Genomic DNA, 26,912 nt, shown 5'->3' on the forward strand with positions numbered 1-26,912 from the left:
CCTCAAACTTCACTAAGCAAGTCCCACAGCTTCTTGCCCTCATTTTTGATGTGTTGAGAGGTGTAGTCTTCCATACTCTCGTAGCCTTTGCCTGCCCAAGACTCGCGCAAAATCATGCGCTGAATATGCGTTAAACGATTGCGAGCACGAGCAAGTAACACTTCATCAGCGACTTGAATAGCGTCTTCTGGGGTCATGAATTCAGCCAAGACTTTTAGGAATGATTATTGTTTCAATAATAACCTTACTTTTTCGGAATTTTTCGTAACGACATAACTGGAGCGGGTTGCAAGAATTGGGTCATGAACTTATTTTAGAGACTACTTCAATGAATCAACAACAGCCCACGTCCATCCAGCACACTGTTCCTTCCAGTGTGCCCATCGACATCGAACCCATTGTGGAGCATGGCGAATCACCGACGGCAATTATTCTGTCGATCGCAATTCTGAGTTCGACGCTGATTAGCGGCATCACCGGATTAGTGCGCGTCATTTTAATGGCTAAACCTCGCCGTTAGACAGAATTGAGCGATCGCATTTCTAGAAAAGTGCGATCGCTCAATTGATTGCCATAGTCAGCATTTAGCTTAATGATTTTTTTCATGTTTATGCGTTCTTTCTTAACGCACATTAACGCAGATAGGAGAATGGCGATAGCTATTTTACCATAAACAAACAAAACCCGCTAGATGCGGGCTTCATTTTAAGAATTTCAATTTAACTGATTACTACATCACAACTGCACTAATCAAAGTTTGCACATTTTGTACAACAGCAGTAGTAAAATTATGAGTCACAGGCAAACTGTCAACCACTATTCCGGCGCACAATAGCATCAGGTACAGAATAGAGTATTTAAAGAGCGATCGCGCAACCATCTTATCCTCGGGAGTCTGCAACAGCAACCAAGCTTTTTGGGCAAAAATAGCACCCAGGAAAATAGCTGTTCCCGCATACACCGCGCCCGCTAAATGCAGGGGATAAACTAGCAGAAAAGTTGCAGCAATCATCAATAGCGTGTAAATCCAAATTTGGCGGGCTGTCTCTTCGTCGCCCTCAATTACCGGCAACATCGGCACCCCTACTTCCTTGTATTCATCGCGAATCATCATTGCTAACGCCCAAAAATGCGGCGGTGTCCACAGGAATATAATCCCAAACAGCAGCCACGCACCCCAACTCAAATCTCCCGTCACCGCAGCCCACCCAACTAGCGGGGGAATCGCCCCTGCTGCACCGCCGATGACGATGTTTTGCACGCTGTGACGCTTCAGCCAGTGGGTGTAAATTAGGACATAGAAAAGGATGCCTGACATTGCTAGCAGTGCGGCTAATAAGTTGGCAACAACTGTCAGCAATGTAAAGGATATTGTAGCTAGGGCGATCGCAAATATCAAAGCATCGCGCTTCTTGACACGCCCCGAAGGAATCGGCCGCCACCGGGTGCGCTCCATAATATAATCGATGTCGCTGTCGTAGACACAATTAATCGTATTCGCCGACGCAGAAGCTAAAGCGCCTCCAGTAATAGTTGATACCAGCAATAGCGGGTCTACTTCTCCTTTAGCCGCCATCCACATTCCTGCTGAGGTAGTGATTAGCAGCAATAAAATAATTCTGGGTTTTGTTAGTTGATAGTAACTTTTCACGACTTGCGAAAAGTTTTCGTGGAGGCGAGGGCTATTGTTTCTAAGAACTTCTTGCATCGGTTATTAGTTGTTAGTTGTTAGTTGTCAGTCATTGGTTGGTAGGGGCGGGTTTTACGAGAAATATTTACTGTAGCTACAAGGATTAATAAACCAGCCCCCACCGAGGGATAAATCAGGCCCCTCTTACTCAAGAAATAGATAAACCTGCCTTTTAGAGAGTGTCCGGTTGATTTGTGCTTGTATGGGCGGGGCGGGTTTATCAAACTGTTGGCTTTTAGATCGAGAATCATCGTGAACCCGCCCCTACAAGACATTGCACTATATAATAACCATGCTACCGGACATGATATTACTCTCAAGCTGATAAAACTCGATCGCGCCAAGCCAAAACACTAAAAGCTACCAGAGTTCCCAGCAAAGCAGCACCGACTGCTTGGTGGGCGACAGTCAGCGGTTCTACCTGAAGGTGCAGCCGGAAAGTTGCTAATCCCAGAACTAATTGAGCAATGAGGCAAACACTCGCCCAGTTAGCCAGTTTTCGCAAATTTGGGCTCAGTGCAGGCTGCCGCCAAGCCATGACTGCTACCGCTAAAGTCGCTGCTGTAGCTGGTACGATACCCGCGATGTGGCTGTTCATTACCGAGCACAATTCTGAGGAGCTCAAACATTGGTGCAGTGCCCATCTCGAGCCTACTAATGCTCCTAGCAAACTTTGCAGGTAAACTAACAATGCTGCGATCGAACTTACCCAAGCCAATTTACCGACATTTCCTGTAGCTTGGTAGGGAGTCAGCATGAAACCGATGACTAGCAGGGCGCCAAAAAACAGTAAAGCTGTTCCCAAGTGAGCGGTAACGATGTCAAATCTGAGCAGTTGTGTTACTGTCAAGCCGCCCAATACACCCTGAAAAACGATTAAAAATAGTGCTCCGGCACTCGCCCAAGGCAGCCATTTTGGCAGGCGGCTGCGGTAAAACAAAGATAGTCCTAAAAGTGCGATCGCGCTCAAGCCAATTGCCGCAGCGTCCAATCGGTGAAACCACTCCAGAAATACCTGCAAATTCATTTGCGCTGCGGGTATTAATTGACCGTAGCACAGCGGCCAGTCGGGGCAAGCGAGTCCCGCATTCATCACCCGCGTGGCGCTACCTACAGCCATTAACAGCCAGGTTGCGATCGCAATTTTCCACACTAGGCCGCGGATAATATTTTGTGGCTGCCACTGCACTCCTGCTGCTGCGTTTGGCTGATTTAAAACTGAGTTTGCCATGAACTTTACCTTAGCCTTTGTTATCGATCGAACTTAATGAAATAGCGAGCTTTTACTTTTGCTGAGCTTAGCCGAGCTTAACACTCTTTTCCTCTGACAAACCGTCATATATACTACCTTAGCGACATCGCAATCCAATTAGTTTGTCTTTAGATATTTTTCAACTTTCCTCTTTACATTACAAAGTATTGCAGCTATTTTTATAAATTTCAACAAACTTTAATTATTTTACCGAACCCTTTGCTGTTACAGCCTCCCTCCCAGTCCCTACCGCGGAGAAAAATAAAGATATGATTAAGAAAAGCTTTTTTTCAAATGTTTATGATATATGCCCAACTTTAACGTAAAAATTTGTAACTAAGTACAGGACTGAAGAGTTAGCCCCTAGGCGTTTTTCAAGGTAGTTCTCAGGTTTACTCACCTCAGATTGTATAATGTTGGTTTACTCTCTGTGACTCAAGTGATAGATCAACCTGTGAATTAATTCTCTTTCGGAGAGGGCTAGTAATTCCTGTTGGCGATCGCTTATTAAATCTAGAGCATGAGCAACCCGCCATCCCAACTCACGGGCTTCTGTCAGGGACGCAATATGCTCTGCATAAAAGTGAGGATACTCCACATGGATGGAATTGGTAAGTTTGATTGCTGCACAGTCTGCAAAAAGACGCTTCAACTCCTCAATGGATTCTAGATCTGCAGGCACAAAAGTTGGATTATAAGGTTCAACCTCTGCCCAAAAAACCTCATTGCGTTTAAAGATGCGCTTCAACTCAACCAACCGGATTGCTACTACACCCATTGCTTGATAGTGGCCTTCCCTATATGTGTCCATATATGTGTATTGAACCAGTGTCCCAATTGTAGGAACGTCTAACGATAAAACCGTAACCATCTGCCCATCGCTTAGCTCAAACGATTCTACTAATCCAGTGAGATCTAATCGGTGTTCACTGTAGGGAAAAATCACCTCATGCCACTGCAATACAGGGTACTCAGACCATTGCAACGGTGTGTTTTGAATCAATAACTCTTCGCCTTCAGAAAATACCACATCTTCGGAAGTTGAACACACTGGATATAGATCTGGAAGCGTTGTTGGAGGCGCAATCGAATCTATATCTGCCACAGACTGAAAGTGAACAACATAGGCAGCTAAAGCTGACTCGGTTGAATAATTGTTCTCGTCCAGCGCACCTGGTTCGTCGTACCAAGCGATCGCATGAACCGTCACTCGATAATTGCCATTGGGTAACTCAATCCATCCATAACCCTCCGGATCGCATCGCTCAATTTCGTCACACTGTTCTGCTGGCAACACATAACCCCCATCCAGATAGAGAGATTGATGTTTTACCTGCAACCGAAAATCGGCCCAACAGACTGCGTAGGTAAGTTCTCGTTCCGTCAATCCGACGTTAGTGAACCTAACTGTAGAATTACCATCCCCCCCTGTGTGGACGGCAACAAGTGTTCCAGCGGCAAATTCTTTAAAAATGGCAAAGTCATAGCCCCACCAACTCTGAGGATCTGCCCGACGATGTGCCAGATCGTGCGGATGAAAGAGAAACCAAGCTGCCACATCAGTTCCAACACTCAGCGTTTTATCTAATCCACCAGTTATCATTTCTTGCCTGCTTAACTAAATTTAAAATGGAGGAAGTGGCGCTCTTGCAGGGTAGGGTTCACTAATCTTTGAATCGGTAACTTATAAAAATTACTGCACTTTTCTGGTGGAACCACCTTGAAAGCATTCAGGCTAAACAGTGCGATCGCTATTTTTACTAAGCCAATGTTACTGAATTATATCATGTCCGGGCGATCGCATATAATAAGGGAGTAGTGACTACTGGATTTTAGGCTTCCATGGTGCCTCAGCTCCGAGATCATCAATTGATAGATAAAATCACTGTATCTGACGCACCCTACATAAATTCGGGAGCGCCAATTTAAAATCACTTCTTCTCCTTGGTCAATGTTTTTTCCTCGCTCCTAACAACTAATGACTAATGACTTTGTTATTTCAAATATCTAAAAATCTAAAATTATGTCCCAAAAAAACGAAACCGCTGTTCTGGTATTATCGCTCCTAATTACGATCGGGCTAGCCGGTGCAGGTATATGGTGGCTGACAAGCCGAGGCAGCATCAATCTCGGAGGTTCATCACTCCCAAATCAGACAATTCCCAAGTCTCCGACAGGAAATGCCGAGCAGTCAGAGCAGGCAATTGGCCAGCGTCTGAGTGCCGGACAAAAACTGTTAATTCCAGAGCAAGCAACAACAACCAAACAAACAGGAGTACAGGCGATCGCATCTGGCAACTATAACGCAGCTATTTCCGACTTACAAGCTTCGCTGAACACCAATCGCAACGATCCAGAAGCACTAATTTACCTCAACAACGCCCGCATCGGATCTCGAAAATCCTACACAATTGCCGCCGCAGTTCCCATTGGCGGCGATATCAATGCTGCTCTAGAAATTCTGCGGGGGGTAGCTCAGGCTCAAAATGAAATCAACCAAAGCGGCGGCCTTAGCGGTACTCCCTTAAAAGTGGTAATTGCTAACGATGACAACAACCCAGAAATTGCCGCACAAATTGCCAGCGCTTTAGCAAATAACTCGGAAGTTTTAGGAGTGGTCGGGCATTTTGGTTCAGATACAACCCTAGCAGCCAGCAAGATTTACCAGGAAAAACAATTAGTAGCAATTTCTCCCACAAGTACGTCGATGCAGCTTTCAGGAGTTGGTAAAAATATATTTCGGACAGTGCCGAGCGATCGGTTTGCGGCTAATGCTATTTCCCGCTATATGCTGGCAAAATTGCAAAAGCAAAAAGCTGCTGTATTTTTCAATTCTGCCAGCAGTTACAGCAAATCTTTAAAAGATGAATTCACTATCGCTCTTTACGGAGATGGAGGACAAATAGTAGGCGAATTTGACTTTGCTAAGGGCAATTTTAATGCGGCCGAGAGCGTTAAAAGTGCGATCGCCCAAGGAGCAGAAGTGATTATGTTAGCATCCAATTCAGCCACGATCGACCAAGCTTTGCAAGTAGTGCAAGTAAACGCCAAACGGCTGCCAATACTAGCAGGAGACGGTGCTTATACTGCTAAAACCCTGCAAATCGGTGGCGCAGGAGCAACAGATATGGTGCTAGCTGTTCCTTGGCACATTCTCGCAGATCCGCAGTCAAACTTTCCCCAAACATCCAAACAACTTTGGGATGCTGAAGTAAGTTGGCGCACAGCTTTAGCCTACGACGCGGCCCTGGCGTTAATTGCAGGTTTAGAGCGCAATCCGACTCGGACAGGCATTCAACAAGCTTTATCGGCGTCAGATTTTTCGGCAACAGGAGCATCGGGCCCGATTCGATTTTTACCTTCGGGCGATCGCAATCGAGCAGTTCAATTAGTAACTGTTAAACCCGGAAATCGCACCAGTTACGGTTACGAGTTTGTGCCGATATCCGGTTTGTGAATTGTATGATGTCTGCTAAAATAACAGTTATAACGTTTGTAGTGAGGAGCAAAATCCTCATAAAACTGGCTCGGATTAAAGTTATCACTACAAATTAAATTATATTATTGACGCAAACCTGATATTAAAAAGTGTATAAAAACTGTGAAATATAAATATAAATCATGTTAAATTTTCCCGTCAAAATCTCAAGTTGTGTTCTTATATCAACTCCGCTAGCTGAGGAATTGTAAAAGCGAATGAATCAACAGTCAATACTCAACTATCATTCAGTTTCCCGACCCGCCCGTTAACAGTCAACAATAATTCCGGTGCAACCGGAATTGATATTATATACCCCAAAAATAAAGCTCCGGCTGTCCTTTTGTCGCTGTTAATTACCATGCCCTAGTCGGTGTAGGTATTTGGTGGCTAGTCTGCAGGCGCGGCCAAAATCTCCCCGTTTCATCCCCGAAAACCCCCAATCTGCCCTGCGCCCCGACACCGAAAAGCCCTCCGTCAGGCGATTTTAGATTAAAGATTAAAGAATTGAGTCCGCCACTTTCTTCTAGTATCTTAGAGAGAGACGAAAGTATGTAGCGAATTCGATCTAAAGTTGGGAAACTCGGATCGGTCTAACTTGCCGATGTCTCTCAAACACAGCCCTCGGTTTCAAAGCAATTCTCAACAACAGCCACAGCGATCGCCATTCTCCGGGAGTTTCCTGCCGCTTCCACTGGCCCGGGCGACAGTACAGCATTTCGATCAAACAGCGGTGCTGGCTAATGTTCAGGCGATCGAACGCAATTCGCACAGTGGGAAATTCCGCCAAACTGCACCCGGCTGCATCCGGAAAACTCGACTCAAACTGAGATTTATCGCTCACCAACTTAATCTTAGCCACAGGAATAAAACATTTCTCTTCCATAATTTCCAGAGTCGCCGAATCGCAATCAATCAAACCTTTGGCTAAAGGATCCTCAGTGCCCAACTCAAGAACAGACGGCGCTAGCAAGATCCTCGCTTTGACTGCGGCCCTGGGAGAGATGGCTTTTATTTTACCCTGCGATAAACTTGTCTGAACGCCATATTTTGGCAAAATCTCTGCGGCAGTAAAACTCTCTTTACTGCCTTTATTTTTTACCGCAAAACTTGGCCACTGTGTCAGAGCAACTTCAGCGCCACTTTCCGAAATTACAGTGGTTATACCCCAAAAACTTTGACCGCCAATATTCAGTTGTACTACCCTGCGTAAATTGAACCATTCGTAAATGTCCGGCTTAGGAATATCCACCAAAATCAGTAGTGCAATCCCCAGCATCAGCAGGTTGTAAGCGCTCCAAATCCATCCCAAACTTATGCCTTTTACCAAATCTGCCCTTTCTGATATTGCCTGTAAGCTGGCAACATTTTTAATTAAATGAATGTTTAAATTGTGCCACAAACTGAATGCTGTAGCTGCAAACAAGACAATCAAAGGCCATCCCAAGTTCCAGTTAAAACGAAAGCGATCGCTAGCAATTCCTTTCGGCGTCACCTGAAACCCTTTCGCAAAGGGCTTCAGCATGGCACTCACCACCGTTACCGCTAAAGGTATACACTGGACAAATGAATAAACATCGGAAAGCAAAGCCGATCGCGATCTGCGGTTCAGCCAAGAAAACACAGTAACTTGCACCAAATAGTAAGGCAGGAAAAAGTATAGCAATTCCCGCGCACTTGCCCGTAAAGGAAGTACGCCGAGAAACGAATAAGCTAAAGGCATCAACAGAAAAAAAACCCTGGTTAAACTGGTAAACCAGTGCAGCAATCCTTCGAGGTGAGACAGCCTTTGTACGAATCTGAGACCGCGAATCGTTAAAGGATTGGAATCAATAAAAAATGCCTGAAGCGTGCCTCGCGCCCAGCGCAACCTTTGAGTTAGATGAGCATCTATATTTTCAGCCGCCAAACCAGCACTCAATTTTTCATCTAAATAAACTAAGCGATACCCGGTTGCTGACAGCCGAATTCCGGTAAAATAATCTTCGCAGATTGAATCTGTGACGAAGCCTCCCGCTGTTTCTAAAGCACTGCGCCTAACTACAAAAGATGTACCGCAACAAATCACGCTGTCGGCGCTGTCTTTGATGATTTCAATTTGGCGGTAAAATACTTCTTCTTCCGGCGCGAGTACATTTTCTAAACCTAAATTGCGGGCGATGGGGTCGTGGTTGTAAAAGCTTTGCGGTGTTTGAACCAGGGCGATTTCGGGATTTTGAAAAAATCCCACTGTTCTAGTTAAAAAGTTTTTAGTAGGAATAAAATCTGCATCAAAAACTACAATTAGTTCTCCATTAGTTTGGGCTGTGGCGTGATTGATGTTTCCAGCTTTGGCGTGAATATTATCGGGTCTGGTTATATACTCGCATCCCAGTTCTTTTGCCAGGAATTTGATTTCAGGGCGCTTGGTATCGTCGAGCAAATATACTTTTTTGTTGGCATAATCTAAAGCTTGACAGCCGATGACAGTGCGCCGTAAAATAAATGCGGGTTCGTTGTAAGTTGGGATAAAAATATCGACGGGCGGGCAAAAGTTTCCAGATTCAACTGCAACTGCCATGCGATCGGCTTCTTTTCGCCGGTCTTTCACTCTCAGCATTAAATACAGTTGAATGCTGCTGGTGAACACCATTAACATTTCTAGGAAAAACAGCCCCAAACTAAAGATACCGTTGAGGGGGTCGCTTAAATTGAGAGTAGCGAGCGATCGCCACAAAACGTAGCGAATGGTTAAAGCCAGAACTATTGCAACTACAACAGCGCCCGATCGTTTCTGCGGTTGAGGCGAAATTTTAATTGCAGCTAAAGCAACTGACACAAGCACGACAGTCGGCACTAACAAATACATCTTACTAGTAGCAGGCACTTGCAGCCACACAGGCGGGTTTTGCTGCCAAGAGTTGATTGTGGCAAAAATACCGCTGACTGTACCTTCACCTGCAAACCAGGATCCGCCGATCGCACCTCCGAAAGCAACCGCCCCCAACACCACTAGCGTTGCCGCCGGCAGTCGCGAAACCGGCCAAAAGTGGCGTTTCAACTCTTGAAGGTCAAATCTTGAAGTTGTCATAAAATGTGAAATTCCCGATCGTACCTGCAACAGTAAGGGTTTCCGGCTGTCCACTTTTTAATGCTGTTGAAAATTCCGACACACCCCACTTAACTATATTTACCTTTTTTTAAATTTTGATATTTGCATGATAGTTCATCTTGCTTCCTGCTGCCAAACCGCTGATCCTGTCCAATCCGGGCAAGGTATAGCAGATGTTGAAGGAAGAAGGAAGAAGGCTTGAGTTATTGAGGAGAGAGGGAAGAAGCAATAGATTTATTGCATAAATCTTTGATTCATAGGGAAACCAGAGATGCAACGTAGATGCAACGCAGAGGCATTTGAAGATATAGCCTTTCTCCGTAACATGAGGTACTATCTGGCCAAATAGGGCATCGGCCAAATAGGGCATCGGGCATCGGCCAAATAGGGCATACCTCACCACGCCTGAGAACCGCTATAGGATAGCGAATATATGCAATCTTGTCTAATATAACAACTCATATTTGTGCAAATAAGAACGTCCTCACCGTCGGGCGCGGTTGGTATTGTTCAACAACAAATTATTGTGTCAAAAATCAAATAGGATTGCTAGAGCAAACTATAGCAATCCCTAGAGGTTAATAATTAGCCGAACTTCACATCTAGCTAAAGGTAGATATATTTTATTTTAATTAAATATTTTTACCGCGATCGCAGCACAAAAAGCCAGTCATCAAACAACTAATCAGAGATTGCTAATTGCGAGATTGCATAGCGGGCGACAGCCAAACTAACTCTCGCCTGTTCTATTTCCGACAGTTGGGCCCAAGGTCTTCTAGTCGCCATGACCAATTGGGCCCCTTCCGAATCAACCTCTCGCATTGCATAAGCCAAAGGACGCGCCAATACCTGCAAATCTTCCTCAGCCCACTGAGGCAAAATATCTAACACGCACTCTACCATTTGGTCAGCTAAAGATTGATACTTAACTGTTGCGTTTTGAACGCTTTGAGCGATGCGGGCAAGAAAATCTTGAGGAACGCCAGTAAATTTTTCACGCAAAGACTTTTGCAGAGCAGTCGTCAGCCAAACTTGTTCTAATTGTGCGAATAGAACTTGCGACTTCTGGACAATATCGCTGTCGCTGAAGGAATCAGAAAGTGCAAATTCTTGCTCTAGCGCAGTCAAATAAGATTCTGATTCAAGCTGTGCGGGATTCCAGGGATAAGCAACATCAGTCTGAACAATTGTGGCGAGAAGTTCCATTTCAGCCTGAGTTTGCGAATCACGAAAATATTGAGAATCAGGAGATTGGGTAGCCATGATGTAATACCTAAGTGGGAAAAACAAAATACAGAACCGGGACGAAAGCAAAACGCCAGTTGGGAGTTGTGAATAACTCTTTTAACTTCAGACTTTCGACTCAACGCCCAGAACTTTGCTGTCGGGATCGCCGATTGCCTTCATTAGCTACAGCCGCACCTTAATTCGTTCCGCAATCAGTCCCACTGTAGCCCGAAGTTTTGGGAACCTCAATAGTGAACTCAAAAATCTGACCTTGAGAACTGCCAAATTTTAGCTGAGTGCCCGATTGCAGCAGCAATTCTTGGTGGTGAACTCTCTGCCATCCCTCAGGTCCCAAAACTAGAGTCCCATAACGAGAAAAATCGCGCAGGAAGTAGCTAGGTTCGCCCTCGGTATCTCCGATACTGTTGCGGCAGAAAATCTCGGCGTGTTTTTGAGAAACCCACTGTTCTCGAATCACTACGTCGTTTTGTTCCCAGCGTCCGACTCGAACTATACCAGCGCGAATCGGCCAAACCTGATTGGTCGATTCGGTGGATTTGACATTGGGTCGATCGAGCCCCCGCAAGTAAGCAGAAGACGGCAAGCGTCCCAGCCAAGTAGAAGAATTTAAAGGCAATTCTGTTTTGAGGTCATCTACCGGCTCAGTTAGTTGACCGTCAAACTCAGGGTGCATATACAGCACCGGCAGCGTCCAAGCCGGTTGATTGAACTTGTAGAGGGTTAGTAGCTGCTGTCTGGCGACGGCGACGGCCCGATCGACCGACATCCGGCCGGCCAAAGCTTGAGCAAAACTTTGGATAAAACTCAGGGCCTCGCGATCTGCGATCGAGTCCCGCATCCCCAACACCGCGGGCACCCCGTGATGGATCAGTACCTCAGCCAAACTGCTGCGGGCGATCGCCTGTTGCTGGCCGTTAGTTGAGCGCAACCTCTCCACTGCAGGCTGAGCTCCCCAGCAAGCATTAAACACCGCCAGAGTGACGCGGCACCGAACTAAAACCTGAGCCAGTTCAGTGCCATTAATCGCGGTGTCCGGCCCCAAAAACAGCAAGCCGCCGTCGGGGCCCGGTATCCCGTGGCCGGCGTAGAACAGAATGTTGTAAGCTTGCGTTTCCAGCCGAGAAATTAGTTCCGCCGCAGTAGGTTCGATCAGAGTATCGACGCGAGTCGGAACGCTGATGTCAGAATATTTGCCGCTGTCGTCGGTTTGAAAAGCGGTTTCGAGAACGCCAGCTAGGGCGAGTGCTTCTTCTCCCAACTGCAAATGACCGTTATTGCTGCTAGAAAATTGAGAATTAGCAGCGCGGCCGGGTTCTGCTTGTCCCAAAACTAGCAAAATGTTGAGCGACTCCGCAGGAGGCAGGGGTAGCAAAGGTTCAACATTGCTGGTAGTGCGGCTAAAAAGCAGTTGCTGCGACAGAGAAATTGCAGGCTGACCGGCTTGAGGCTGCATAATTTCCCAAGGTAAAGCAATTAAATACGGTTCGCGCAAGTCTATGCGCACTCGCAGGGGTAGATTTTGCCCGATCGCGATGCCTTTACTTTCCTGGAGGCTACCCTGAATCGGCCCTTCAAACAGCCACTGCCAAAGATTAATCCCCATATGCTGCATCAGACGACTGCTGTAGCTCGCCGGTGGCGGCGGATTTTGCTTTCCCCTGTCCCCCCACCCCCCTTGACCGAGGTGGAGCGGCACTGAGGGCGTCGGTGTTCGTTGTTCAGTTTCTGCCAGTATATTCTGGTTGAGTTCCGGCGATAGGAAACTGCCATCCGGATTTAGGGGCAATTCGTGAATTGTCCCGGAGGGCGAAAACATTTCCTGCCAAGCTTTCCACGATTGGGATAGGGTATGTGGCCACATACAGTCGTGGTGAACGTACCCGCTAGGATAGGGAGCTTGTAGAACCCAAGTGGCAAAATGGTTTGCCCCAGCGGTTCTCAGGCGAGCGATCGCTATACTGAGGCAAGGACTTTGAGGGCGCGCCATTCACAACTACCGACTCTGGATATAGGGTTGGATTGAGTTTATCTATTCGTAGTTTATCGGGTTTGGGGTGCGATCGAGTGCGAGAGATTGCTTTGTGAGTTTTTACTTTTACCTGCCGCCCAAAAACTTATCTAAATTCGGTACATCTACCCAAGTTCCCGTAGCATTCGACTCCTGGGTCAAATCCATCAACAACTGCGAGTAAACCCCTTCTCTGAGGGACGGTATCAACGATGTACCTGCATCTATCGCTTCTACCCACCTATCTACTACTCGAATAAACGGTGCAATCCTCCCGTCTGGATAAACTTGAGGAAACTCCAATCGTTGAGGAATTTTGATTTCAGCTAAAGGTTCTCCACCTTGGGAACCCCACAAGCGAAATCCGTGAACGTAATCTTGCTGGTTGTCACTTCCCAACACCAATGTACCCTTACTCCCGTATATTTCCACCCAGTGTCCCCGCCCCTGATAAGTAACAGAACTCAAACAAACTTGACAAGGCGTTCCCCCGGCTAATTCCAACATCAACGTGCAAGAATCATCGGCATCAACTAATTTTAAATTTCCCGAATCATTCGAATCTGGGCGCGCCGAAATTCCTGTTATCAATTGCCCAGAAAGCCTCTGCGGCGGGTCGAACAGCCAGCTAATATAATCAAAAACGTGAGAACCTGTCGCGCCCAAAACTCCGCCACCTCGCTCTTTTTGCGCGTACCAATTCCAAGGGCGAGTAGCATCAGCACGGCTCGACACCAGCCAATCAACTTTAATTAAACGTTTTTCTCCCACATATCCTGCTGCCAATAATTCTGCTAGCATTTGCCATGCGGGGATGAAGCGAAACTCAAAGTCCATTGTGGCAATTGCTGTGGCACCACCCTTTTTTAAATCGGTTTGAGATTCGTTGTTTGCTAATCGGTAAAGTTCCCGGGCTTCATTTGCTGTCAGGGCTGTGGGTTTTTCTAATAATAAATGCTTGCCTGCTTCCAAGACGGTTTTTGCCATTTCAAAATGCAAAAATGGCGGCGTGGAAATGCTGGCGCCCGCTACTTCTGGGATGGCTACTATATCGGCGATCGAGTCGCAAGCGTAGGGGATATTGTGGCTAGAGGCGAGATCCTTTGCTTTGTCTAAATTCCGGTGGTAAACAGCCACCACCTCTGTCCGGTGATGTGCCTGGAATCCGGGAAGGTGTACTTTTTGACCGAAACCTGTACCGACTACTGCCACGCCAATTTTTGACATAATTTAATAATTGGGAATTGGGAATTGGGAATTGGGAATTGGGAATTGGGAATTGGTAGTAACTAACAAATAACTAACGACTGCAACATCTGCCTGAAGGTCGATAATTAATCCGTGTATCCGTGTCCTCATCTGTGTCGTGCTTGGCTTCTTCCCTCATCCTTCTTCCTTCTTCCTTCTTCCTTCTTCCTTCTCCACCCATTCAATTACTTTTTTGCCCAAACTAACCCCGTCAAACAAGTCAATTTCTCTGATCCCTGTAGGGCTGGTGACATTAACTTCTGTGAGATAACCGCCAATGATATCAATGCCAACAAAGTACAGTCCGTCCCGTTGCAGCACTGGTTCTAACTGAGTGCAAATTTGCAGTTCGCGAGCGGTAATTTCTGTTTTTGCGACTCGGCCGCCGACGGCCATGTTGCCGCGAAATTCATTGCCAGTCGGAATACGGTTGATAGCACCGATGGGCTTGCCGTTCAACAGCACTATCCGCTTGTCTCCCTCTTTTGCTTCCGGCAGATAAGTCTGAACCATCACTGGAATTTGCCCTTGTTGAGTGCTAATTTCGACCAGGGAGTTGAGATTGCGATCGCCCGCTTCCAAAAACAAAATCCCCTCGCCAGCTTTGCCGCCCAAGGGTTTAAGAACTGCCGCTCCTTTTTTCTCAACAAATTGCCGAATTACCTGCTTGTTTTGAGAAACAATTGTCTCGGGGATGGCTCCCTCAAATTGCAAAGCATACATCTTTTCATTCGCCGTCCGCAATCCTTTGGGACTGTTAACTACCAAGGTTTTAGCCGGATCGATCCCGTCTAGAAGGTAAGTAGCGTAGAGGTAAGGAACGTTGACTGGGGGGTCTGTCCGCATAAATACTGCGTCCATTGCTTCGAGAGGCTGCAAAGTAGACTGTTCCACGTCGTACCAATTCTCAGCAGCCTCCCAGCGTCCATCTACCAGTTTTACTGGGGTGAGCGCTACCCGACTGAGCATTGCCCAGGTTTTCCCGCCGATGATGCTTAATTCGTTGGCTTGAGTCGCCCAGACTTCGTGACCCAACTCTTGAGCTGCCTCCATCAGCGCTACGCTGGTATCGTGTCCTGGAATTAGTCGCGCGAGGGGATCGATGATGAATGCAAATTTCATTGTCAGTTAAAATTAAGAATTGGTCGCCGAAAAATTTGGGCTAACTTAAAATTTAACAGGGAATGCCTCATTTTGCTGCTAGCAGCGGATCGAGGAGGCCTTGAGAATCGAGTTGGTGGATGTCGTCGCAGCCGCCAATGTGTTTGTCGTTAATAAATATCTGGGGCAGGGTGCGACCTCCGTGGGCTCTATCGGTCATTTGAGCTCGTGCTGCTTCATCTCCGTCGATCGCGTACTCTGTAAAATCCACCCCTTTGCGCTTCAGCAATGCTTTGGCACGAATGCAAAACGGGCAGGTTCTCCAAGTGTAAATTTCTACTTTAGGGGTCATCAGCCGCTCAAACAATAACAATATTTTTTTATTTTAATCTTAAGCAATCTTATTTTAATTTTTATATTGTTGCAGCAAGCAAGCTGTAAAGTTATTATTTATACAATTTTCTTTGTTTTTCTTCCATAAGTAAAAATGCACCCACGCTTCAAGAAACCCAGAGATTTTCAAAACAAGCAGCAAATTTGGCCTGCCTACCGTTGCTGACGAACCTGCTTGTTTCGTTTTCTGCCGGAACAGATGATTCCTGCGCCTGTCCCCAGGAGTGCTACCACAGTACCCGGTTCTGGGATAGCTGTTGGTGGCCTCGTCGTGATGGTGTATATGTTTTGAAACTCCCCCGTGGGCGAGGTTACTGCTGGTTCGGTTGTGGGCTGTGGTACCGGGTCTGCTATGACTGGTGATGGTGATTCAACTACCGGATCTAGGGGTACTGGGTCTGCTATGACTGGTGATGGTGATTCAACTACCGGCAGTGGGTCTGTTATGACTGGTGATGGTGATTCAACTACCGGCAGTGGGTCTGCTATGACTGGTGATGGTGATGGTGATGGTGATGGTGATGGTGATGGTGATGGTGATGGTGATGCTTGCGGGTTTCTCGTGCAGACAGGGGAAAAATTTCCTGGTCCGCAGATGTATTGTGCTGAAGCCGGAGGGGCAGCAGCTAGATAGTAAAACGCTGTTGCCATTGTGGCAGAGAGTCCAATTGCTAGTTTTGCCAGTGGCGTAAACATAACTATTTAGTTAAACAGTGGTAAGATTGGAAAATAGAAATAGTCCTAGAGAGTAGCGCTGCACGACGGGCAAGGATTTTAGAGTTTTTACAATAAATTGATGTTGTCTCTGGCGGGCGCCTGTAAAAGATTGTATAGCGCTTGAGGCGATCGCCCAAACACTTTAATAACATCATTCTTCTCTTTCACCTTAACGTCGCGTACTGTGGTTTGCACTCCCGTGAAGCAACATCTTTTTGCAATCTCTGAACTAACGGCCGTTACAGCCATTAACACAGAGTGTTTTTACCTTGACCGCCGCCTCCTGAAATTAATTCTTTAACCCAGCGAAAACTCGAGTTACTGTATTGTACTTTGCAATGCACGATTTGACTACTATTTTATCGTCTCATAGTTAGACGATATCTGTCCTCAGTATATTTACGTGTATTCCGGAATGTCAACTACTTAAAAGGAGTACTTAAGTATTTACCGAGGGTAGAGTGCGTATTGAACGAGCTGAGCTAGTCTGTCGCGGAGAGTTTCCATCCCGAGACCTTTGGCCGCCGAAATAAATACGGCTTGAGGAAACTCTTCTCGGGCGAGGGCGAGAGTCTCTCCATCTACAGCATCGATTTTGTTAAAAGCGACAAGGGCTGGCCCGGGAGTTACGGGCATATCTGTCAAAATATTCATGACCGATCGAATTTGGCTCTGCCAGGCGGGATGGGAGAGATCTACAAGGTGCAGCAAAGCATCGGCGTCAGTCACTTCTTCGAGGGTAGCTCGAAAAGCGTCGATCAAGGCGGGGGGCAGTTCGCGAATAAAGCCCACTGTATCTGTGAGGACGATCGACAGCGGTTCGCCGGTGACATTGCCAGGAATGGTCAACCGTCGGGTTGTCGGGTCGAGGGTGGCAAATAACTGGTCGGCGGCATAGACCTCGGAATTCGTGAGCAGGTTGAGCAGAGTCGATTTACCGGCGTTGGTGTAACCGACGATCGCGACTGAGGGTACCTCGTGATGATGCCGGTTCTGCCGCAGCCGGAAGCGGTGGGCCAGCAGTTGATTTACTTCTTGCTGCAATCGAGAAATCCGTTTGGCGATCGTCCGCCGTTCGGTTTCTAGTTTGGTTTCCCCAGGGCCTCTGGTACCGATGCCGCCACCCTGTCTCGACATTGCCTGACCGATCCCTCTGAGCCTGGGCAGGGCGTACTCTAGCTGAGCGAGTTCGACTTGCAATTTACCCTCGCTCGATCGAGCTCTTTGGGCAAAGATGTCGAGAATTACCTCTGTTCTATCGACTACCCGGATACCTATCTGAGTTTCCAAGTTCCGTATTTGTGCGGGGGCCAGGTCGCGATCGAATACCACGAGGTTAGCGCTAACCGTCTGAGCAGCGAGGGAAATTTCCTGAACTTTGCCTTCCCCGACGACTGTCTGCGGATGGGGGCGCGATCGTTTTTGGCGCACTGTTTGCAGTATCTGACCCCCGGCGCTTTCAACCAGCCGCCTGATTTCTGCGAGCCCGTCCTCAAACTCCAACTGAGTCATGTGCTGAGTCATTACACCTACCAACAGCACTTTGTCTTGGTCTGCATCGACCTGCTTGGCGACAAACTCTGCTTCAAACTCCGCTTCGAGTCCTTCCACCAAATCCAGAAAGTCTTGGTCGGCGAGTTCGTCCAAATTCAGCGGTTCTGATATTTTCCAGGGAAAGTGTGGAGTTTGAATTAGTGACTTTTGAATTGAAGGTTCTTCTATTTCATCAGTTGCATCTGGTTCTAACTGAGCGCTCAAAACAGAGAACTCAAAATTTGGCCTATCGCCCTGGGGTATCAGGTGAGCGAGATAAGTTTCTTGGATGTAACCTGTCGCACCGCCGCCGCGACGCTGAAATCCTCCGCCGGTCAGTGTCAGCCAAACGAGGGCGTCGAGGCGCTGAATTGCCATTGCGGTGAGAGCTGCTTCGCTTGGGGTTTCTGGCTTGAGGTGGGTGGCGATGCAGCGAATGCCGCTGAGGCGACCTCCCCCGTAGCGGGGCAATTCTAAGGGCGCTATCTGCGTTTGCCGGGGTGTACCCACGCCGACGCGAATTACTTGTCCGCGGCGGTTGATGTAGGTGCAGATTGGTTTGTCGATTTCCGTGCTGATGGCGGCGACGCGCTGGGCGAATTCTGCAGTGGTGATGCGATCGCCCGGTAGTCGCTGGTGGTACAGCTTTTCGAGTTGCTTGAGCTGACTGGACTTTAAACCTTGAAGATTGCCGTAGATGGTTTCGATAACTGTTTCTCCCGATCGATCTGTTTTTCTCCTATTTTAGTTAACTCAAGGGCGATCGTGTTCGGGTTTTAAGTTTAAATTTACTAAATTTTCTTGCCTCTAGCAGAGCGCGGATTAAGTCTTGTCGAGTCACCAGCGCCGTTTTTTGTCGCTCTGCTGCGATCGACCCTTTCACAGCGGGCACCTCAACTTGCCGTTATATTTAGTATTTACAGATAAAGGCGATCGCTAAAAAAACCGCCCTCAACAAAACTTAACACTTTTTTTTTGGTTTCATAATCCTCCTTTAGACTTGTGTGTATTTTGAGCCTACCGGCAGATAGCAAAGCAGAAATTAGGCCGCTACCATGAGAAGCGAAACATTGTTAAGGAATGTAAAAGCATGGAAACTCGTCCTACTAACTTGCCCCCTACTACTAATGCTTACAACGGCAAAGATCGCAATGCCTTTCTGTTGGGCTTCAACCCGCAAGCAGAACTTTGGAACGGCCGCTTAGCGATGATCGGTTTCTTAGCTTATTTGCTTTGGGACATGGCTGGATATAGCGTTCTGCGCGACATACTTCACTTACTGCCTAACTACATTGCTCAGTAATGACGAGCAGTCTTTCCTGTCTGGGAGCGTGAGGAAATGCCACCACGGTCAGATAGGCTAAAAGTTACAAATGGCAGCGAGTCTGGTTGTGTCAATTTGTACCTTTCGTTTCTTTTGAATGGCATTAAAAGAATTCTTGCTGTGATTCGACAATTTCGGGTAGGGGCGCTCCGCTGGCGCGGGGAATATTGAGAACAAAACAGATATTTATTGCGTAAAGCCGATCGCCCCTGCTGTATTTTTGGCAAGAAATCTCATCGAGCACTTCTGATACTTTATGAAAAATAGGAGCATCCACGATGATTAACTCAAATTTACTGGCAGTAGTAGAATCGACTCTGACTGACACAGCATCAGGAAATTGGCAAAAGCCTCTGGTGATGTTTGTTTGCAATCTCTTAGCGTTGCTAGTTATCAGTCGCAGAATTTGGTATCCCCACGTCGGGCCGAAAATGCCTTTGCCCTTCCCCTCTCTGTTCAACAATGTTAGCGTACCAGCATTTCTGGCTTGCATGAGCGCCGGTCATTTGCTGGGAGTATTCATGATTTTGACCCTCCACATCGACAAGTATTTTTAGGAGCAATTGCGTCGCTCCTGTGGCGATTTATTGCTACAATCGGTAGGTTAAAAGGCAGACAAAAAATGGTAGGGGTAAGTGAAAAGCACTCACCCCTAATTTTAATTTGCTCTAGAAATGGATGAATAACTGCATCTAAACGAGGAATCGAAAAGCTGGTAAAACAAGCAATCTCATATCAATTCCGGTTACACCGGAATGATGTTGACTGTTGACGCCGTGAACAGTCAACAGTGAACTCGAATTTACTATTCCGATGCTAACGAATTTGATATCACTCACAGATTCTCCTTGCTGAATGAGGCTTTATAGTCCTCGGAGATAAGCATCCCCTACTTGCTCGTAGGTTGTCTCAGAAAACACCAATGTTGTATTGACGTTAATACGATCGCAAATTAGTTGTGCAATCACCGGCAGCAGGATTTGAGTGGCTGGGATTCTGAGCATTAAATTACACCAGCCGACAGAACGCCAAAGGATTTGAGCTTCAGCGATCGCGTATTTCTTCGCTTCAATTGCAGGTTGCAAGCTTTGAAATTTTGACAGCACCCCTCGTAGTCCACGGTCATCAATGTAGTGCTGCAACTTACTGTTGGTAATCCAGCCTCGCTCAAAATTATCCAGCCCAACCGATTGTCCCCGTCGCCGCAGCGCCACAAATTCATATCATTTTAGGGAATGGGATATAGCCATTTGCGAAATAATTGTGTTAAGCGCGGCATGACCAAATAGGTGAGCAACATAACAGTGAGACCTGTGATCGTGAGAGATGTGAGCAACCCAGGAAGCCATGATAGTAGCGGTACCAGCAAACGATTGAGAATAGAAATGGTAACAAACACTCCCAACCATGTAACTAAAGCCATTTTGTAGCGAGGGGGTGGAGCCTTCATCGATTTATTGGGCAGCGTAAACCAGGTTTCCAATCCGGTGAGGGTTTGAATATCTTCTGGCTTTTCAATCAAGGGCTGCAATCGCTCAATCCACTCTCGCCGAACATCAGATTCAAGCCAGGCCTTGAGATTGTCGTAGCAATCGAACTTGAGAATGACCACGTACTCAGGATGAGCGTGATCGTGGGGTCGAATAGTGCTGACACCCAGATGTCCCTTGGATTTTCTTGCATCTGCGGCGATGCCATGAAACCATGCTTCGTAACCTTCGTCGCGCCCCGGTTTCACGACATGAGAGATCACAGCGGTGACTAGAGAGTTGTCTTCACTGCTATTGCTCGCCAACGGTTCTTCCAACATAATAATTTAGAGAATTAACTGAGAGAAAAGTTTTATTCAGAACAACCACCCTAGAGACACCAAATTGCTTGGCAATTTTCGGCCGCACGTCTTGAAACATTCGGGAGATTAACGAATGCGATCGAGAAGGTTTGGCATGAGATGAAATGACTATAAAAAGACTTATAATCATTGACAATAGCTATTAAAAACACTCTCTACGTGACTTACAACCAAGTAGTTGTCACCGCTACGTCCAGGTAAAATTCATAACCTAACGATGACAATATTAACTCAGTTACACAGGAGCTAAATAAACTAGGCGCTTTCTCACTACTTATTGGGAGATCCAGGATTTGCCGTTGCTGCATAGCTGGTCATGAGGTTTTTGTAGTCAGGAATAAACTCTGCTAATAGACTACCCAATCCTTCAATATCGTTGCGCCAGTCACGGTGCAATTCACACACAACGCTAAACCAATTGACCAACTGAACTCCAGCACGAGACATTCGATCCCAAGCTGCATAGCGACAGGCTTCATCAAAGGTTCCAGAGGCATCGGTGACAACAAAAACCTCATAACCTGCCTCTAATGCCGAAAGCGCACAAAAAGTAACACATACATCAGTGACAATTCCGGCCACAATCAATTGCTTTTTACCTGTTGCTTCTACTGCTTTAACAAAGTCCTCGTTGTCCCAAGCGTTGATTTGTCCGGGACGCGGAATAAAGGGAGCATCTGGAAACTTCTCCTTCAGTTCAGGGATGATGACTCCATTGGGGCCTTGCTCAAAGCTAGTTGTCAAAATTGTAGGCAGGTTGAAAAATTTGGCTGCACTTGCCAGCGCCAGCACATTATTTTTGAAGTCGGCGGCACCAATATCACGCACAAGTGAGAACAGTCCAGTTTGGTGATCGACCAGCAAAACCGCAGCATTATTCTTGTCGAGACGGTTGTATTTGAATGTAGACATGAGGTATTTCTCCTATTTGGGTTATTGGTGAATGAGGCATTGCAGAATGGAGTCAATCGATTTTAGATTTTAGATTTTAGATTTTAGATTGGCCCCACGGATTAATGCGGGGGCTTGAGGATTTTCGATTGGGGATTGATTCCACGGATAAATCTGGGGGCTTGTACCACCTTTGAAATTCGCTTGTCAAGAATCAGAAAGCCTTGAGTGGTACAACTTAAATGAATGTGCTTTTTTATTAAAAGCGAAACGTCTATTTCCTCTAAATAACTTATGGCGTAAGCTGTTGCGGCATGAACTCAGTTTGCAAAATCTCACCAAATTTCACCACTCAATATCCGCAAGTTAAGCACTGAGTTAGGTCGCTAGTTGGTCAGTGAGGGCACCAGCTTAAAAGTTATGTGTGAGCATTCAGAGCCAAACTAATTGCCTTTTGTAGTATACCGTAGGACAATCTACTCAGCTCAATATGCTGGAGTTTGCCATGATTCGATCGACCACACCCGATGACAGGACTGCGCTCCTGGCCATAGCTGAGGCGATCGGCTTTGGGCCGAAGGAGGTTGAGGAACTCAGCGAAATGCTGGCTGATTACTTCACTGGCGACAGCGAGAGTGCTCATTTCTGGCTGACCGATGACGACAATGGGCCAGTTGGGGTCGCCTACTGCGAGGCAGAACGGATGACCAATCAGACGTGGAATCTACAATTGATCGCGATCCGACCTGACCGCCAAGGACAAGGACGCGGTTCGACACTGCTGCGCTACGTGGAACAAACGTTGACGGCGCGGGGCGGGCGCATATTGCTGGTGGAAACGTCAGGGCTGCCGGAGTTCGATCGCACGCGGGTGTTCTACGCGAAATGCGGCTACGAGGAGGAGGCGCGCATTCGCGACTTTTACGCGGCGGGCGATGATAAAGTCGTGTTCCGCAAAGTGTTAAGCGCAGACTAGACTGCGGTCTGGGGCAATGGGCGTACACAACTCTGTTGCAGCGAACTAGCGAGATATCTTGCTGGAGTCGCAAAGGTTACTTGCAACTGTTCAACAGGAAAGTTAAGGCGATTCTCCACGGGAGAGGCTAGGCCAACGCCGATTGGTATTGATGATTGTGCTAATGCTCCTAACGCTTTCAATGTCGCTTTTTGAGCGATCGTCAATCCCGTTGCCGCTTGAATCTTCATGCTTTCATAGAGTCGATCGCCCATCAGCGTCCTAATACAGCCACCAGTTGCGACATCCCACACTTTAATGGTGCGAATTATAGATTAGATCTTTTGGGCAATTATGTAAACATGATTTTCAGGATACTGGTCATATTCGAGATGGCGGCAGGTGCAATGATGCTCAACCAAAATTTGCAGGAAAGTATCTACACCCAAAGTGCTGTAATCAAAGTCTTGACCTTGAAATGCTCCCGAAATCTCGCGGATTGTATGTCCGCCGCCACAAGTGAACAGGATCACTCCATTGGGTTCAAGCGCATCGCATAGCTTTTGTATCACAGGCGCTTGCTTGTTGATTGGCAGATGAAACGTGCTATCCCACGCTGCAATCAGGCTGTAAAGTTTCGGCGGCAGCCAATCACAAATGTCTGCCCGGTAAAACGTGATTTCTGGATGTAGCCGCTGGGCTAAATCGATCATTTTCCTAGAAATATCAAGTCCTTCAGGCTGAAATCCATGCTTGGATAAACTGTTGATAAAACGCCCGCTGCTTCCACACCCGACATCAAGCGCGGCGTGCTGCAAAGAAGTAAATTTTATCGCCCGTTCTAATTGGGCAATCCCGTAGGTTGAATCTTGATGCTCAGTTTGCCACCATTGGGCAATTCGGTCGTAGCGGGCCGATGTATCATTTGGCTCCATAGAGTCACCTCATAAGTGGCGATCGAGATTTTCAGCACAAGTAAAATCTTTCTCCACGGTACACCCAGACTGCGCCAAAGCCCCTAACGCTTTCAATGTCGCTTTTTGAGCGTTTGTTAATCCCGTTGCGGCTTGAATATTCATTACATCTTGAAGACTACCAAATTTTTCAATGTTTCAATTTCTGGCTGTCACTGGGAAAGTGGGGATTTCTGTTGCAGATTCTGGCAGAGGTGGGCGCAGACAAAGATAAACTAGCGGCCCTAACAGCGGAACTAGAGACACGGCCCAAAAAATGCGATCGTCCGCGAGTCCGCGTCGCGCCATGTCGTCTCCCAGAAGTGAGGGAAATATTACAGCCATCAAGCAACAATCCCAAGTTATTAAATGCACAAAAGGAATTGACTGCCACTGCCTGACATAATCTCCCCAATCTCCATTTAACCAAGCCCAAGCTAACAGCCAGATAGTAGTTAGTAAAAGTACAATGCCTGTCCACCGGGAGTCTGCTATTTTGACCGACATATCTTTGCGGCCGGAAAATTGTGGCTGAGGCTGGCGCAGGAGTAAGTAGGGAATTAAGCCGATGATACCCGCGCCGTTGGAAGCAATGAAAGCAGGCCAAGCGGATATATTTTGGGTTTTCTCATCAATAAATAGGAAGCAAGCGTAGACCATCGGCCACACTCCCATGAGAGCGAATACCGTTACCAGGTAGGGGTTAATTCCTTCTAGCTGCAACTTGAGCATTTTTTCTATAACTGTTAGCGTTCCGGGCCGATCGAGAGGAGCTAGCAGCAAGGTGTAGGCAATAAATATTGCCCACAGCAACCACAGAAACATTTTTGTTTTCATCATATATATATAACGAGTAGTGGAACCCGACTAAAATAAATTATGGTAAAGTAGCGGCCGAATTAGCGGCGTCTATCTTAAGTGATAAGCATTTCGATTGGAACAGCGGCTGCAAACCCCGTTTTAGTTCGGGGATGAAAGGCTCTACAGTAGCCGATCATTACTTTAGGTAGACGCAGGAGCCGCGCCACGGGAGATACATTTTAAAAAATCGGTTGTTTTCATTACACCACCCTTTATTAGAAAAGGAGTTTCAGCGGTGAACTTAATATCTGTAGAGGAACTCAAAGCGCTGGTACAACAATCTCCTGGATTGTGCGTCTCTATTTATATGCCAGTGGCTCAAGGAGCAGAAATTCAACAAAATCCGATTCGGTTCAAAAATTTAATCAGAGAGGCTGAAGACAAAATAGTAGAGTACGGATTTGACAAAAAAGAAGCTGCCCAATTGCTAGAGCCAGTCCGAGCAGAAGTTGACCAGGAAAACTTTTGGGAAAATCAAAGCAACCTGCTGGCGATTTTTGTCGGTTCGGGATTTTTTCGCTACTATGCTTGTCCGGTGAATTTTGATGAATTAGTGGTTGTGAGCGACAATTTTCACGTCAAACCGCTCATGCCTATGCTGACAGGAAATAATTTATTTTATGTTTTAGCTCTCAGTCAGAAGGAAGTGAGGCTGATTGAGTGTACGGCTTACGGTGCTCGGGAAGTTGAAGTTGAAAACTTGCCGAAAAGCCTTGATGAGGCTCTGCAATATGACCCGACTGCTAAAGATGGTCAGTTTCGGATTGCTACTTCAAAAGGAGGCACTAATAATTCTTTTCAGCAGCCGGGAAGTTTTCACGGTCAAGGAAGTCCAGATCGAGATGAGCGCCAGCACGAAATATTGCAGTATTTCCACATAATCGATGGGGCGCTGCACGAATATTTGCACAATAAAAAAGCTCCTTTAGTGTTAGCTGGAGTTGAGTATTTGCTCCCGCTTTACCGAGAAGCCAATACCTACCCGCATTTAGTTGAAGAAGGAATTACAGGCAATCAGAAAATTCTCAAGCCGGAAGAGTTGCGGGCCGAAGCTTTGCCGCTGGTGGAACCTTTGTTTTTGCAGGCTCAGTCGGAGGCGATCGCACAATACCGCGATCTGACAGGAAGCGATAAAATTTCTGCTGATTTGAAAGAAGCTGTTTCGGCTGCTTATTTTGGACGGGTCGATCGACTGTTTGTTGCTCTTGGCGTTCAGCAGTGGGGTACTTTTAATCCCGATACGAATGCGGTACAAATCCACCCAGAAGCAGAATTGGGCGACGAAGATTTGTTGAATGCGGCAGCAATTCAAACTATTCTCAACGGCGGAACTGTTTACGCGGTGCCGCCGGAACAAGTGCCGGAGGAGGCGCCTTTAGCTGCTATTTTCCGCTATTAATTTACCAGGTTTAAACCAATGGAATCTTCTTCAGTCACAAATTCCGACAAACAAAACCAAAGTAGCAGCGGCGATACCGAACGCTGGGCATCTTTAATTGGCGGCGGGGCGCTGGTGCTTTTTGGTTTGTCGCAGCGTTCTTTGCGAGGTGCTTTGCTGGCGGTTGCGGGCGGCGGTTTAGCGGCCCGCGGTCTGGGGGTTGTGGAGGGTTTGCAGTCGGCTGCCGATCCGAATCAAAGCATTAAAGTTGAAAAGACGGTGACGATCGACAAACCGGCTGATGAATTGTACCGTTTGTGGCGCAATTTTGAAAATTTGCCTCGGTTTATGAAGCATCTCAAACACGTTACGGTAATAGATGAAAAACGTTCTCACTGGATTGCCAGCGCGCCGATGGGCAATAGTGTGGAATGGGATGCAGAAATTGTCCGCGAAGAAGAAAATCGCTTAATTGCTTGGGCGTCTGTTGAAGGGGCTGATGTTGAGAATTCTGGTTTTGTGCGCTTTCAAACGGCACCCGCAGGACGCGGTACAGAGGTAAAAGTTGTCATCGAATACAACCCTCCGGGCGGTGCAATTGCGGCTGGTGCTGCTAAACTATTTGGCGAAGCTCCGGAACAGCAAATTGCCGACGATTTGCGTCGCTTTAAGCAGTTGATGGAAGCTGGGGAAATAGCGACTACGGAAGGTCAACCTTCGGGCCGCAAGTAAGTCTAGCACTTTTGGTGGTAAGCCCTTGTAGGGACCCGGCGAGTGTAGGGACTTAGGCCAAGCCCATAGGTGTTCAACTTAAGCTTTTTGTCCACCAGTCCTCCCGCCCGCCCGTTAGTCCTCCCGCCCGCCCGTTAGTCCGCCAGGGAATGAATTCCCTGTCTAATAGCTAAAGTCCTCTCAAAGAGGACTGAAAAACTCATTAGT

The 26,912-nt window shown here is 47.0% G+C and carries 28 protein-coding genes; 8 read left to right on the forward strand and 20 right to left on the reverse strand.

The genetic code is table 11. The annotated features are described in order from the left end of the window. Positions 1 to 2 precede the first annotated feature (2 nt). Positions 3 to 197 carry a hypothetical protein gene (locus QUB56_RS13165; RefSeq protein WP_332955673.1) on the reverse strand — a complete coding sequence of 65 codons (195 nt, stop codon included), beginning with the start codon at positions 195 to 197 and terminating at the stop codon, positions 3 to 5. A gap of 131 nt (positions 198 to 328) precedes the next feature. Between QUB56_RS13165 and QUB56_RS13170 the strand changes: the two genes are divergently transcribed. Next, positions 329 to 520 carry a hypothetical protein gene (locus QUB56_RS13170; RefSeq protein WP_332955674.1) on the forward strand — a complete coding sequence of 64 codons (192 nt, stop codon included), beginning with the start codon at positions 329 to 331 and terminating at the stop codon, positions 518 to 520. 210 nt (positions 521 to 730) lie between these two features. Here the strand turns inward: QUB56_RS13170 and QUB56_RS13175 are convergent, their stop codons facing one another. From QUB56_RS13175 to QUB56_RS13185, 3 genes are all read right to left on the reverse strand, one after another. Continuing rightward, complete coding sequence (locus QUB56_RS13175) at positions 731 to 1,708, reverse strand: heme o synthase (protein WP_332955675.1); 978 nt, start codon at positions 1,706 to 1,708, stop codon at positions 731 to 733. Positions 1,709 to 2,006: 298 nt separating this feature from the next. Then, positions 2,007 to 2,921, reverse strand: a complete 915-nt coding sequence (locus QUB56_RS13180; RefSeq protein WP_332955676.1) for a heme A synthase — start codon at positions 2,919 to 2,921, stop codon at positions 2,007 to 2,009. A 442-nt stretch (positions 2,922 to 3,363) separates the two neighbouring features. After that, positions 3,364 to 4,545, reverse strand: a complete 1,182-nt coding sequence (locus QUB56_RS13185) for a hypothetical protein (RefSeq protein WP_332955677.1) — start codon at positions 4,543 to 4,545, stop codon at positions 3,364 to 3,366. 420 nt (positions 4,546 to 4,965) lie between these two features. Between QUB56_RS13185 and QUB56_RS13190 the strand changes: the two genes are divergently transcribed. Next, entirely contained in the window at positions 4,966 to 6,399 is a 1,434-nt protein-coding gene (locus QUB56_RS13190) for an ABC transporter substrate-binding protein (protein ID WP_332955678.1), read from the forward strand. A gap of 589 nt (positions 6,400 to 6,988) precedes the next feature. On the opposite strand, the gene QUB56_RS13195 is transcribed toward QUB56_RS13190, so the two are convergent. The 6 genes from QUB56_RS13195 to grxC form a co-directional block, all read right to left on the reverse strand. Further along, positions 6,989 to 9,490: a glycosyltransferase family 2 protein gene (locus tag QUB56_RS13195; protein ID WP_332955679.1), complete on the reverse strand. Its 2,502-nt coding sequence runs from the start codon at positions 9,488 to 9,490 to the stop codon at positions 6,989 to 6,991. A gap of 702 nt (positions 9,491 to 10,192) precedes the next feature. Next, on the reverse strand, positions 10,193 to 10,774 hold the full coding sequence (locus QUB56_RS13200) for a hypothetical protein (protein WP_332955680.1): 582 nt from the start codon (positions 10,772 to 10,774) through the stop codon (positions 10,193 to 10,195). A gap of 160 nt (positions 10,775 to 10,934) precedes the next feature. Further along, positions 10,935 to 12,746, reverse strand: coding sequence for a CHAT domain-containing protein (locus QUB56_RS13205; protein WP_332955682.1), 1,812 nt, complete (start codon positions 12,744 to 12,746; stop codon positions 10,935 to 10,937). Between the two features lie 108 nt (positions 12,747 to 12,854). Next, a complete protein-coding gene (locus QUB56_RS13210) occupies positions 12,855 to 13,994 on the reverse strand; it encodes a Gfo/Idh/MocA family oxidoreductase (RefSeq protein ID WP_332955683.1) in 1,140 nt (379 codons plus the stop codon). 156 nt (positions 13,995 to 14,150) lie between these two features. Continuing rightward, on the reverse strand, positions 14,151 to 15,137 hold the full coding sequence (gene gshB / locus QUB56_RS13215; RefSeq protein WP_332955684.1) for a glutathione synthase: 987 nt from the start codon (positions 15,135 to 15,137) through the stop codon (positions 14,151 to 14,153). Positions 15,138 to 15,204: 67 nt separating this feature from the next. Next, on the reverse strand, positions 15,205 to 15,468 hold the full coding sequence (gene grxC, locus QUB56_RS13220; protein ID WP_332955685.1) for a glutaredoxin 3: 264 nt from the start codon (positions 15,466 to 15,468) through the stop codon (positions 15,205 to 15,207). Between the two features lie 342 nt (positions 15,469 to 15,810). Here grxC and QUB56_RS13225 point away from each other — a divergent pair, with 342 nt between their 5' ends. After that, complete coding sequence (locus QUB56_RS13225; protein WP_332955686.1) at positions 15,811 to 16,143, forward strand: hypothetical protein; 333 nt, start codon at positions 15,811 to 15,813, stop codon at positions 16,141 to 16,143. A 149-nt stretch (positions 16,144 to 16,292) separates the two neighbouring features. Here the strand turns inward: QUB56_RS13225 and QUB56_RS13230 are convergent, their stop codons facing one another. Together QUB56_RS13230 and hflX are read right to left on the reverse strand one after the other, a co-directional pair. Continuing rightward, positions 16,293 to 16,475, reverse strand: a complete 183-nt coding sequence (locus QUB56_RS13230; RefSeq protein WP_332955687.1) for a hypothetical protein — start codon at positions 16,473 to 16,475, stop codon at positions 16,293 to 16,295. 198 nt (positions 16,476 to 16,673) lie between these two features. Next, positions 16,674 to 18,269, reverse strand: coding sequence for a GTPase HflX (gene hflX, locus QUB56_RS13235; RefSeq protein WP_332955688.1), 1,596 nt, complete (start codon positions 18,267 to 18,269; stop codon positions 16,674 to 16,676). 580 nt (positions 18,270 to 18,849) lie between these two features. Here hflX and QUB56_RS13240 point away from each other — a divergent pair. After that, the gene (locus QUB56_RS13240; RefSeq protein WP_332955689.1) at positions 18,850 to 19,062 is read left to right on the forward strand and encodes a chlorophyll a/b-binding protein; all 213 of its coding nucleotides are present in this window, start codon (positions 18,850 to 18,852) and stop codon (positions 19,060 to 19,062) included. 124 nt (positions 19,063 to 19,186) lie between these two features. Here QUB56_RS13240 and QUB56_RS13245 read toward each other — a convergent pair whose 3' ends face one another. Continuing rightward, positions 19,187 to 19,360: a hypothetical protein gene (locus tag QUB56_RS13245; protein ID WP_332955690.1), complete on the reverse strand. Its 174-nt coding sequence runs from the start codon at positions 19,358 to 19,360 to the stop codon at positions 19,187 to 19,189. 1 nt (position 19,361) lies between these two features. Here QUB56_RS13245 and QUB56_RS13250 point away from each other — a divergent pair, with 1 nt between their 5' ends. Then, positions 19,362 to 19,640: a Photosystem I reaction center subunit PsaK gene (locus QUB56_RS13250; RefSeq protein ID WP_332955691.1), complete on the forward strand. Its 279-nt coding sequence runs from the start codon at positions 19,362 to 19,364 to the stop codon at positions 19,638 to 19,640. A gap of 306 nt (positions 19,641 to 19,946) precedes the next feature. Here the strand turns inward: QUB56_RS13250 and QUB56_RS13255 are convergent, their stop codons facing one another. From QUB56_RS13255 to ycaC, 3 genes are all read right to left on the reverse strand, one after another. Next, positions 19,947 to 20,297 carry a transaldolase family protein gene (locus QUB56_RS13255; protein WP_332955692.1) on the reverse strand — a complete coding sequence of 117 codons (351 nt, stop codon included), beginning with the start codon at positions 20,295 to 20,297 and terminating at the stop codon, positions 19,947 to 19,949. Positions 20,298 to 20,311: 14 nt separating this feature from the next. Further along, positions 20,312 to 20,893 (reverse strand): antibiotic biosynthesis monooxygenase, encoded by a 582-nt coding sequence (locus tag QUB56_RS13260; RefSeq protein WP_332955693.1) that lies wholly within the window; start codon positions 20,891 to 20,893, stop codon positions 20,312 to 20,314. A 312-nt stretch (positions 20,894 to 21,205) separates the two neighbouring features. Further along, entirely contained in the window at positions 21,206 to 21,847 is a 642-nt protein-coding gene (gene ycaC / locus QUB56_RS13265; RefSeq protein ID WP_332955694.1) for an isochorismate family cysteine hydrolase YcaC, read from the reverse strand. Between the two features lie 469 nt (positions 21,848 to 22,316). On the opposite strand from ycaC, the gene QUB56_RS13270 reads away from it, so the two are divergent. Then, complete coding sequence (locus tag QUB56_RS13270; RefSeq protein ID WP_332955696.1) at positions 22,317 to 22,802, forward strand: GNAT family N-acetyltransferase; 486 nt, start codon at positions 22,317 to 22,319, stop codon at positions 22,800 to 22,802. On the opposite strand, the gene QUB56_RS13275 is transcribed toward QUB56_RS13270, so the two are convergent. The 4 genes from QUB56_RS13275 to QUB56_RS13290 are packed head-to-tail and all read right to left on the reverse strand — an operon-like array spanning position 22,799 to position 24,574. Continuing rightward, complete coding sequence (locus QUB56_RS13275; RefSeq protein WP_332955698.1) at positions 22,799 to 23,095, reverse strand: hypothetical protein; 297 nt, start codon at positions 23,093 to 23,095, stop codon at positions 22,799 to 22,801. The genes QUB56_RS13270 and QUB56_RS13275 overlap by 4 nt on opposite strands. Before the next feature lie 21 nt (positions 23,096 to 23,116). Then, positions 23,117 to 23,716, reverse strand: coding sequence for a class I SAM-dependent methyltransferase (locus QUB56_RS13280; RefSeq protein WP_332955700.1), 600 nt, complete (start codon positions 23,714 to 23,716; stop codon positions 23,117 to 23,119). A gap of 9 nt (positions 23,717 to 23,725) precedes the next feature. Beyond that, positions 23,726 to 23,860 carry a hypothetical protein gene (locus QUB56_RS13285; RefSeq protein WP_332955701.1) on the reverse strand — a complete coding sequence of 45 codons (135 nt, stop codon included), beginning with the start codon at positions 23,858 to 23,860 and terminating at the stop codon, positions 23,726 to 23,728. A gap of 33 nt (positions 23,861 to 23,893) precedes the next feature. Further along, positions 23,894 to 24,574 carry a DUF2834 domain-containing protein gene (locus tag QUB56_RS13290; RefSeq protein WP_332955703.1) on the reverse strand — a complete coding sequence of 227 codons (681 nt, stop codon included), beginning with the start codon at positions 24,572 to 24,574 and terminating at the stop codon, positions 23,894 to 23,896. A gap of 256 nt (positions 24,575 to 24,830) precedes the next feature. On the opposite strand from QUB56_RS13290, the gene QUB56_RS13295 reads away from it, so the two are divergent. Together QUB56_RS13295 and QUB56_RS13300 are read left to right on the forward strand one after the other, a co-directional pair. Next, complete coding sequence (locus tag QUB56_RS13295; protein WP_332955705.1) at positions 24,831 to 25,994, forward strand: baeRF3 domain-containing protein; 1,164 nt, start codon at positions 24,831 to 24,833, stop codon at positions 25,992 to 25,994. Between the two features lie 18 nt (positions 25,995 to 26,012). Further along, positions 26,013 to 26,705 (forward strand): SRPBCC family protein, encoded by a 693-nt coding sequence (locus QUB56_RS13300; RefSeq protein ID WP_332955706.1) that lies wholly within the window; start codon positions 26,013 to 26,015, stop codon positions 26,703 to 26,705. Positions 26,706 to 26,912 lie beyond the last annotated feature (207 nt).

Origin of the sequence: Microcoleus sp. AR_TQ3_B6 (assembly GCF_036702785.1) — a bacterium.
GTDB lineage: Bacteria > Cyanobacteriota > Cyanobacteriia > Cyanobacteriales > Microcoleaceae > Microcoleus.

What these genes read in the sequence shown, in the direction of transcription:
- QUB56_RS13165 (WP_332955673.1), bottom strand. Translation starts at nt 197, where the DNA reads ATGACCCCAGAAGACGCTATTCAAGTCGCTGATGAAGTGTTACTTGCT.
- QUB56_RS13170 (WP_332955674.1), top strand. Translation starts at nt 329, where the DNA reads ATGAATCAACAACAGCCCACGTCCATCCAGCACACTGTTCCTTCCAGT.
- QUB56_RS13175 (WP_332955675.1), bottom strand. Translation starts at nt 1,708, where the DNA reads ATGCAAGAAGTTCTTAGAAACAATAGCCCTCGCCTCCACGAAAACTTT.
- QUB56_RS13180 (WP_332955676.1), bottom strand. Translation starts at nt 2,921, where the DNA reads ATGGCAAACTCAGTTTTAAATCAGCCAAACGCAGCAGCAGGAGTGCAG.
- QUB56_RS13185 (WP_332955677.1), bottom strand. Translation starts at nt 4,545, where the DNA reads ATGATAACTGGTGGATTAGATAAAACGCTGAGTGTTGGAACTGATGTG.
- QUB56_RS13190 (WP_332955678.1), top strand. Translation starts at nt 4,966, where the DNA reads ATGTCCCAAAAAAACGAAACCGCTGTTCTGGTATTATCGCTCCTAATT.
- QUB56_RS13195 (WP_332955679.1), bottom strand. Translation starts at nt 9,490, where the DNA reads ATGACAACTTCAAGATTTGACCTTCAAGAGTTGAAACGCCACTTTTGG.
- QUB56_RS13200 (WP_332955680.1), bottom strand. Translation starts at nt 10,774, where the DNA reads ATGGCTACCCAATCTCCTGATTCTCAATATTTTCGTGATTCGCAAACT.
- QUB56_RS13205 (WP_332955682.1), bottom strand. Translation starts at nt 12,746, where the DNA reads ATGGCGCGCCCTCAAAGTCCTTGCCTCAGTATAGCGATCGCTCGCCTG.
- QUB56_RS13210 (WP_332955683.1), bottom strand. Translation starts at nt 13,994, where the DNA reads ATGTCAAAAATTGGCGTGGCAGTAGTCGGTACAGGTTTCGGTCAAAAA.
- gshB (WP_332955684.1), bottom strand. Translation starts at nt 15,137, where the DNA reads ATGAAATTTGCATTCATCATCGATCCCCTCGCGCGACTAATTCCAGGA.
- grxC (WP_332955685.1), bottom strand. Translation starts at nt 15,468, where the DNA reads ATGACCCCTAAAGTAGAAATTTACACTTGGAGAACCTGCCCGTTTTGC.
- QUB56_RS13230 (WP_332955687.1), bottom strand. Translation starts at nt 16,475, where the DNA reads ATGGCTGTAACGGCCGTTAGTTCAGAGATTGCAAAAAGATGTTGCTTC.
- QUB56_RS13240 (WP_332955689.1), top strand. Translation starts at nt 18,850, where the DNA reads ATGGAAACTCGTCCTACTAACTTGCCCCCTACTACTAATGCTTACAAC.
- QUB56_RS13250 (WP_332955691.1), top strand. Translation starts at nt 19,362, where the DNA reads ATGATTAACTCAAATTTACTGGCAGTAGTAGAATCGACTCTGACTGAC.
- QUB56_RS13260 (WP_332955693.1), bottom strand. Translation starts at nt 20,893, where the DNA reads ATGTTGGAAGAACCGTTGGCGAGCAATAGCAGTGAAGACAACTCTCTA.
- ycaC (WP_332955694.1), bottom strand. Translation starts at nt 21,847, where the DNA reads ATGTCTACATTCAAATACAACCGTCTCGACAAGAATAATGCTGCGGTT.
- QUB56_RS13270 (WP_332955696.1), top strand. Translation starts at nt 22,317, where the DNA reads ATGCTGGAGTTTGCCATGATTCGATCGACCACACCCGATGACAGGACT.
- QUB56_RS13280 (WP_332955700.1), bottom strand. Translation starts at nt 23,716, where the DNA reads ATGGAGCCAAATGATACATCGGCCCGCTACGACCGAATTGCCCAATGG.
- QUB56_RS13285 (WP_332955701.1), bottom strand. Translation starts at nt 23,860, where the DNA reads ATGAATATTCAAGCCGCAACGGGATTAACAAACGCTCAAAAAGCGACA.
- QUB56_RS13290 (WP_332955703.1), bottom strand. Translation starts at nt 24,574, where the DNA reads ATGATGAAAACAAAAATGTTTCTGTGGTTGCTGTGGGCAATATTTATT.
- QUB56_RS13300 (WP_332955706.1), top strand. Translation starts at nt 26,013, where the DNA reads ATGGAATCTTCTTCAGTCACAAATTCCGACAAACAAAACCAAAGTAGC.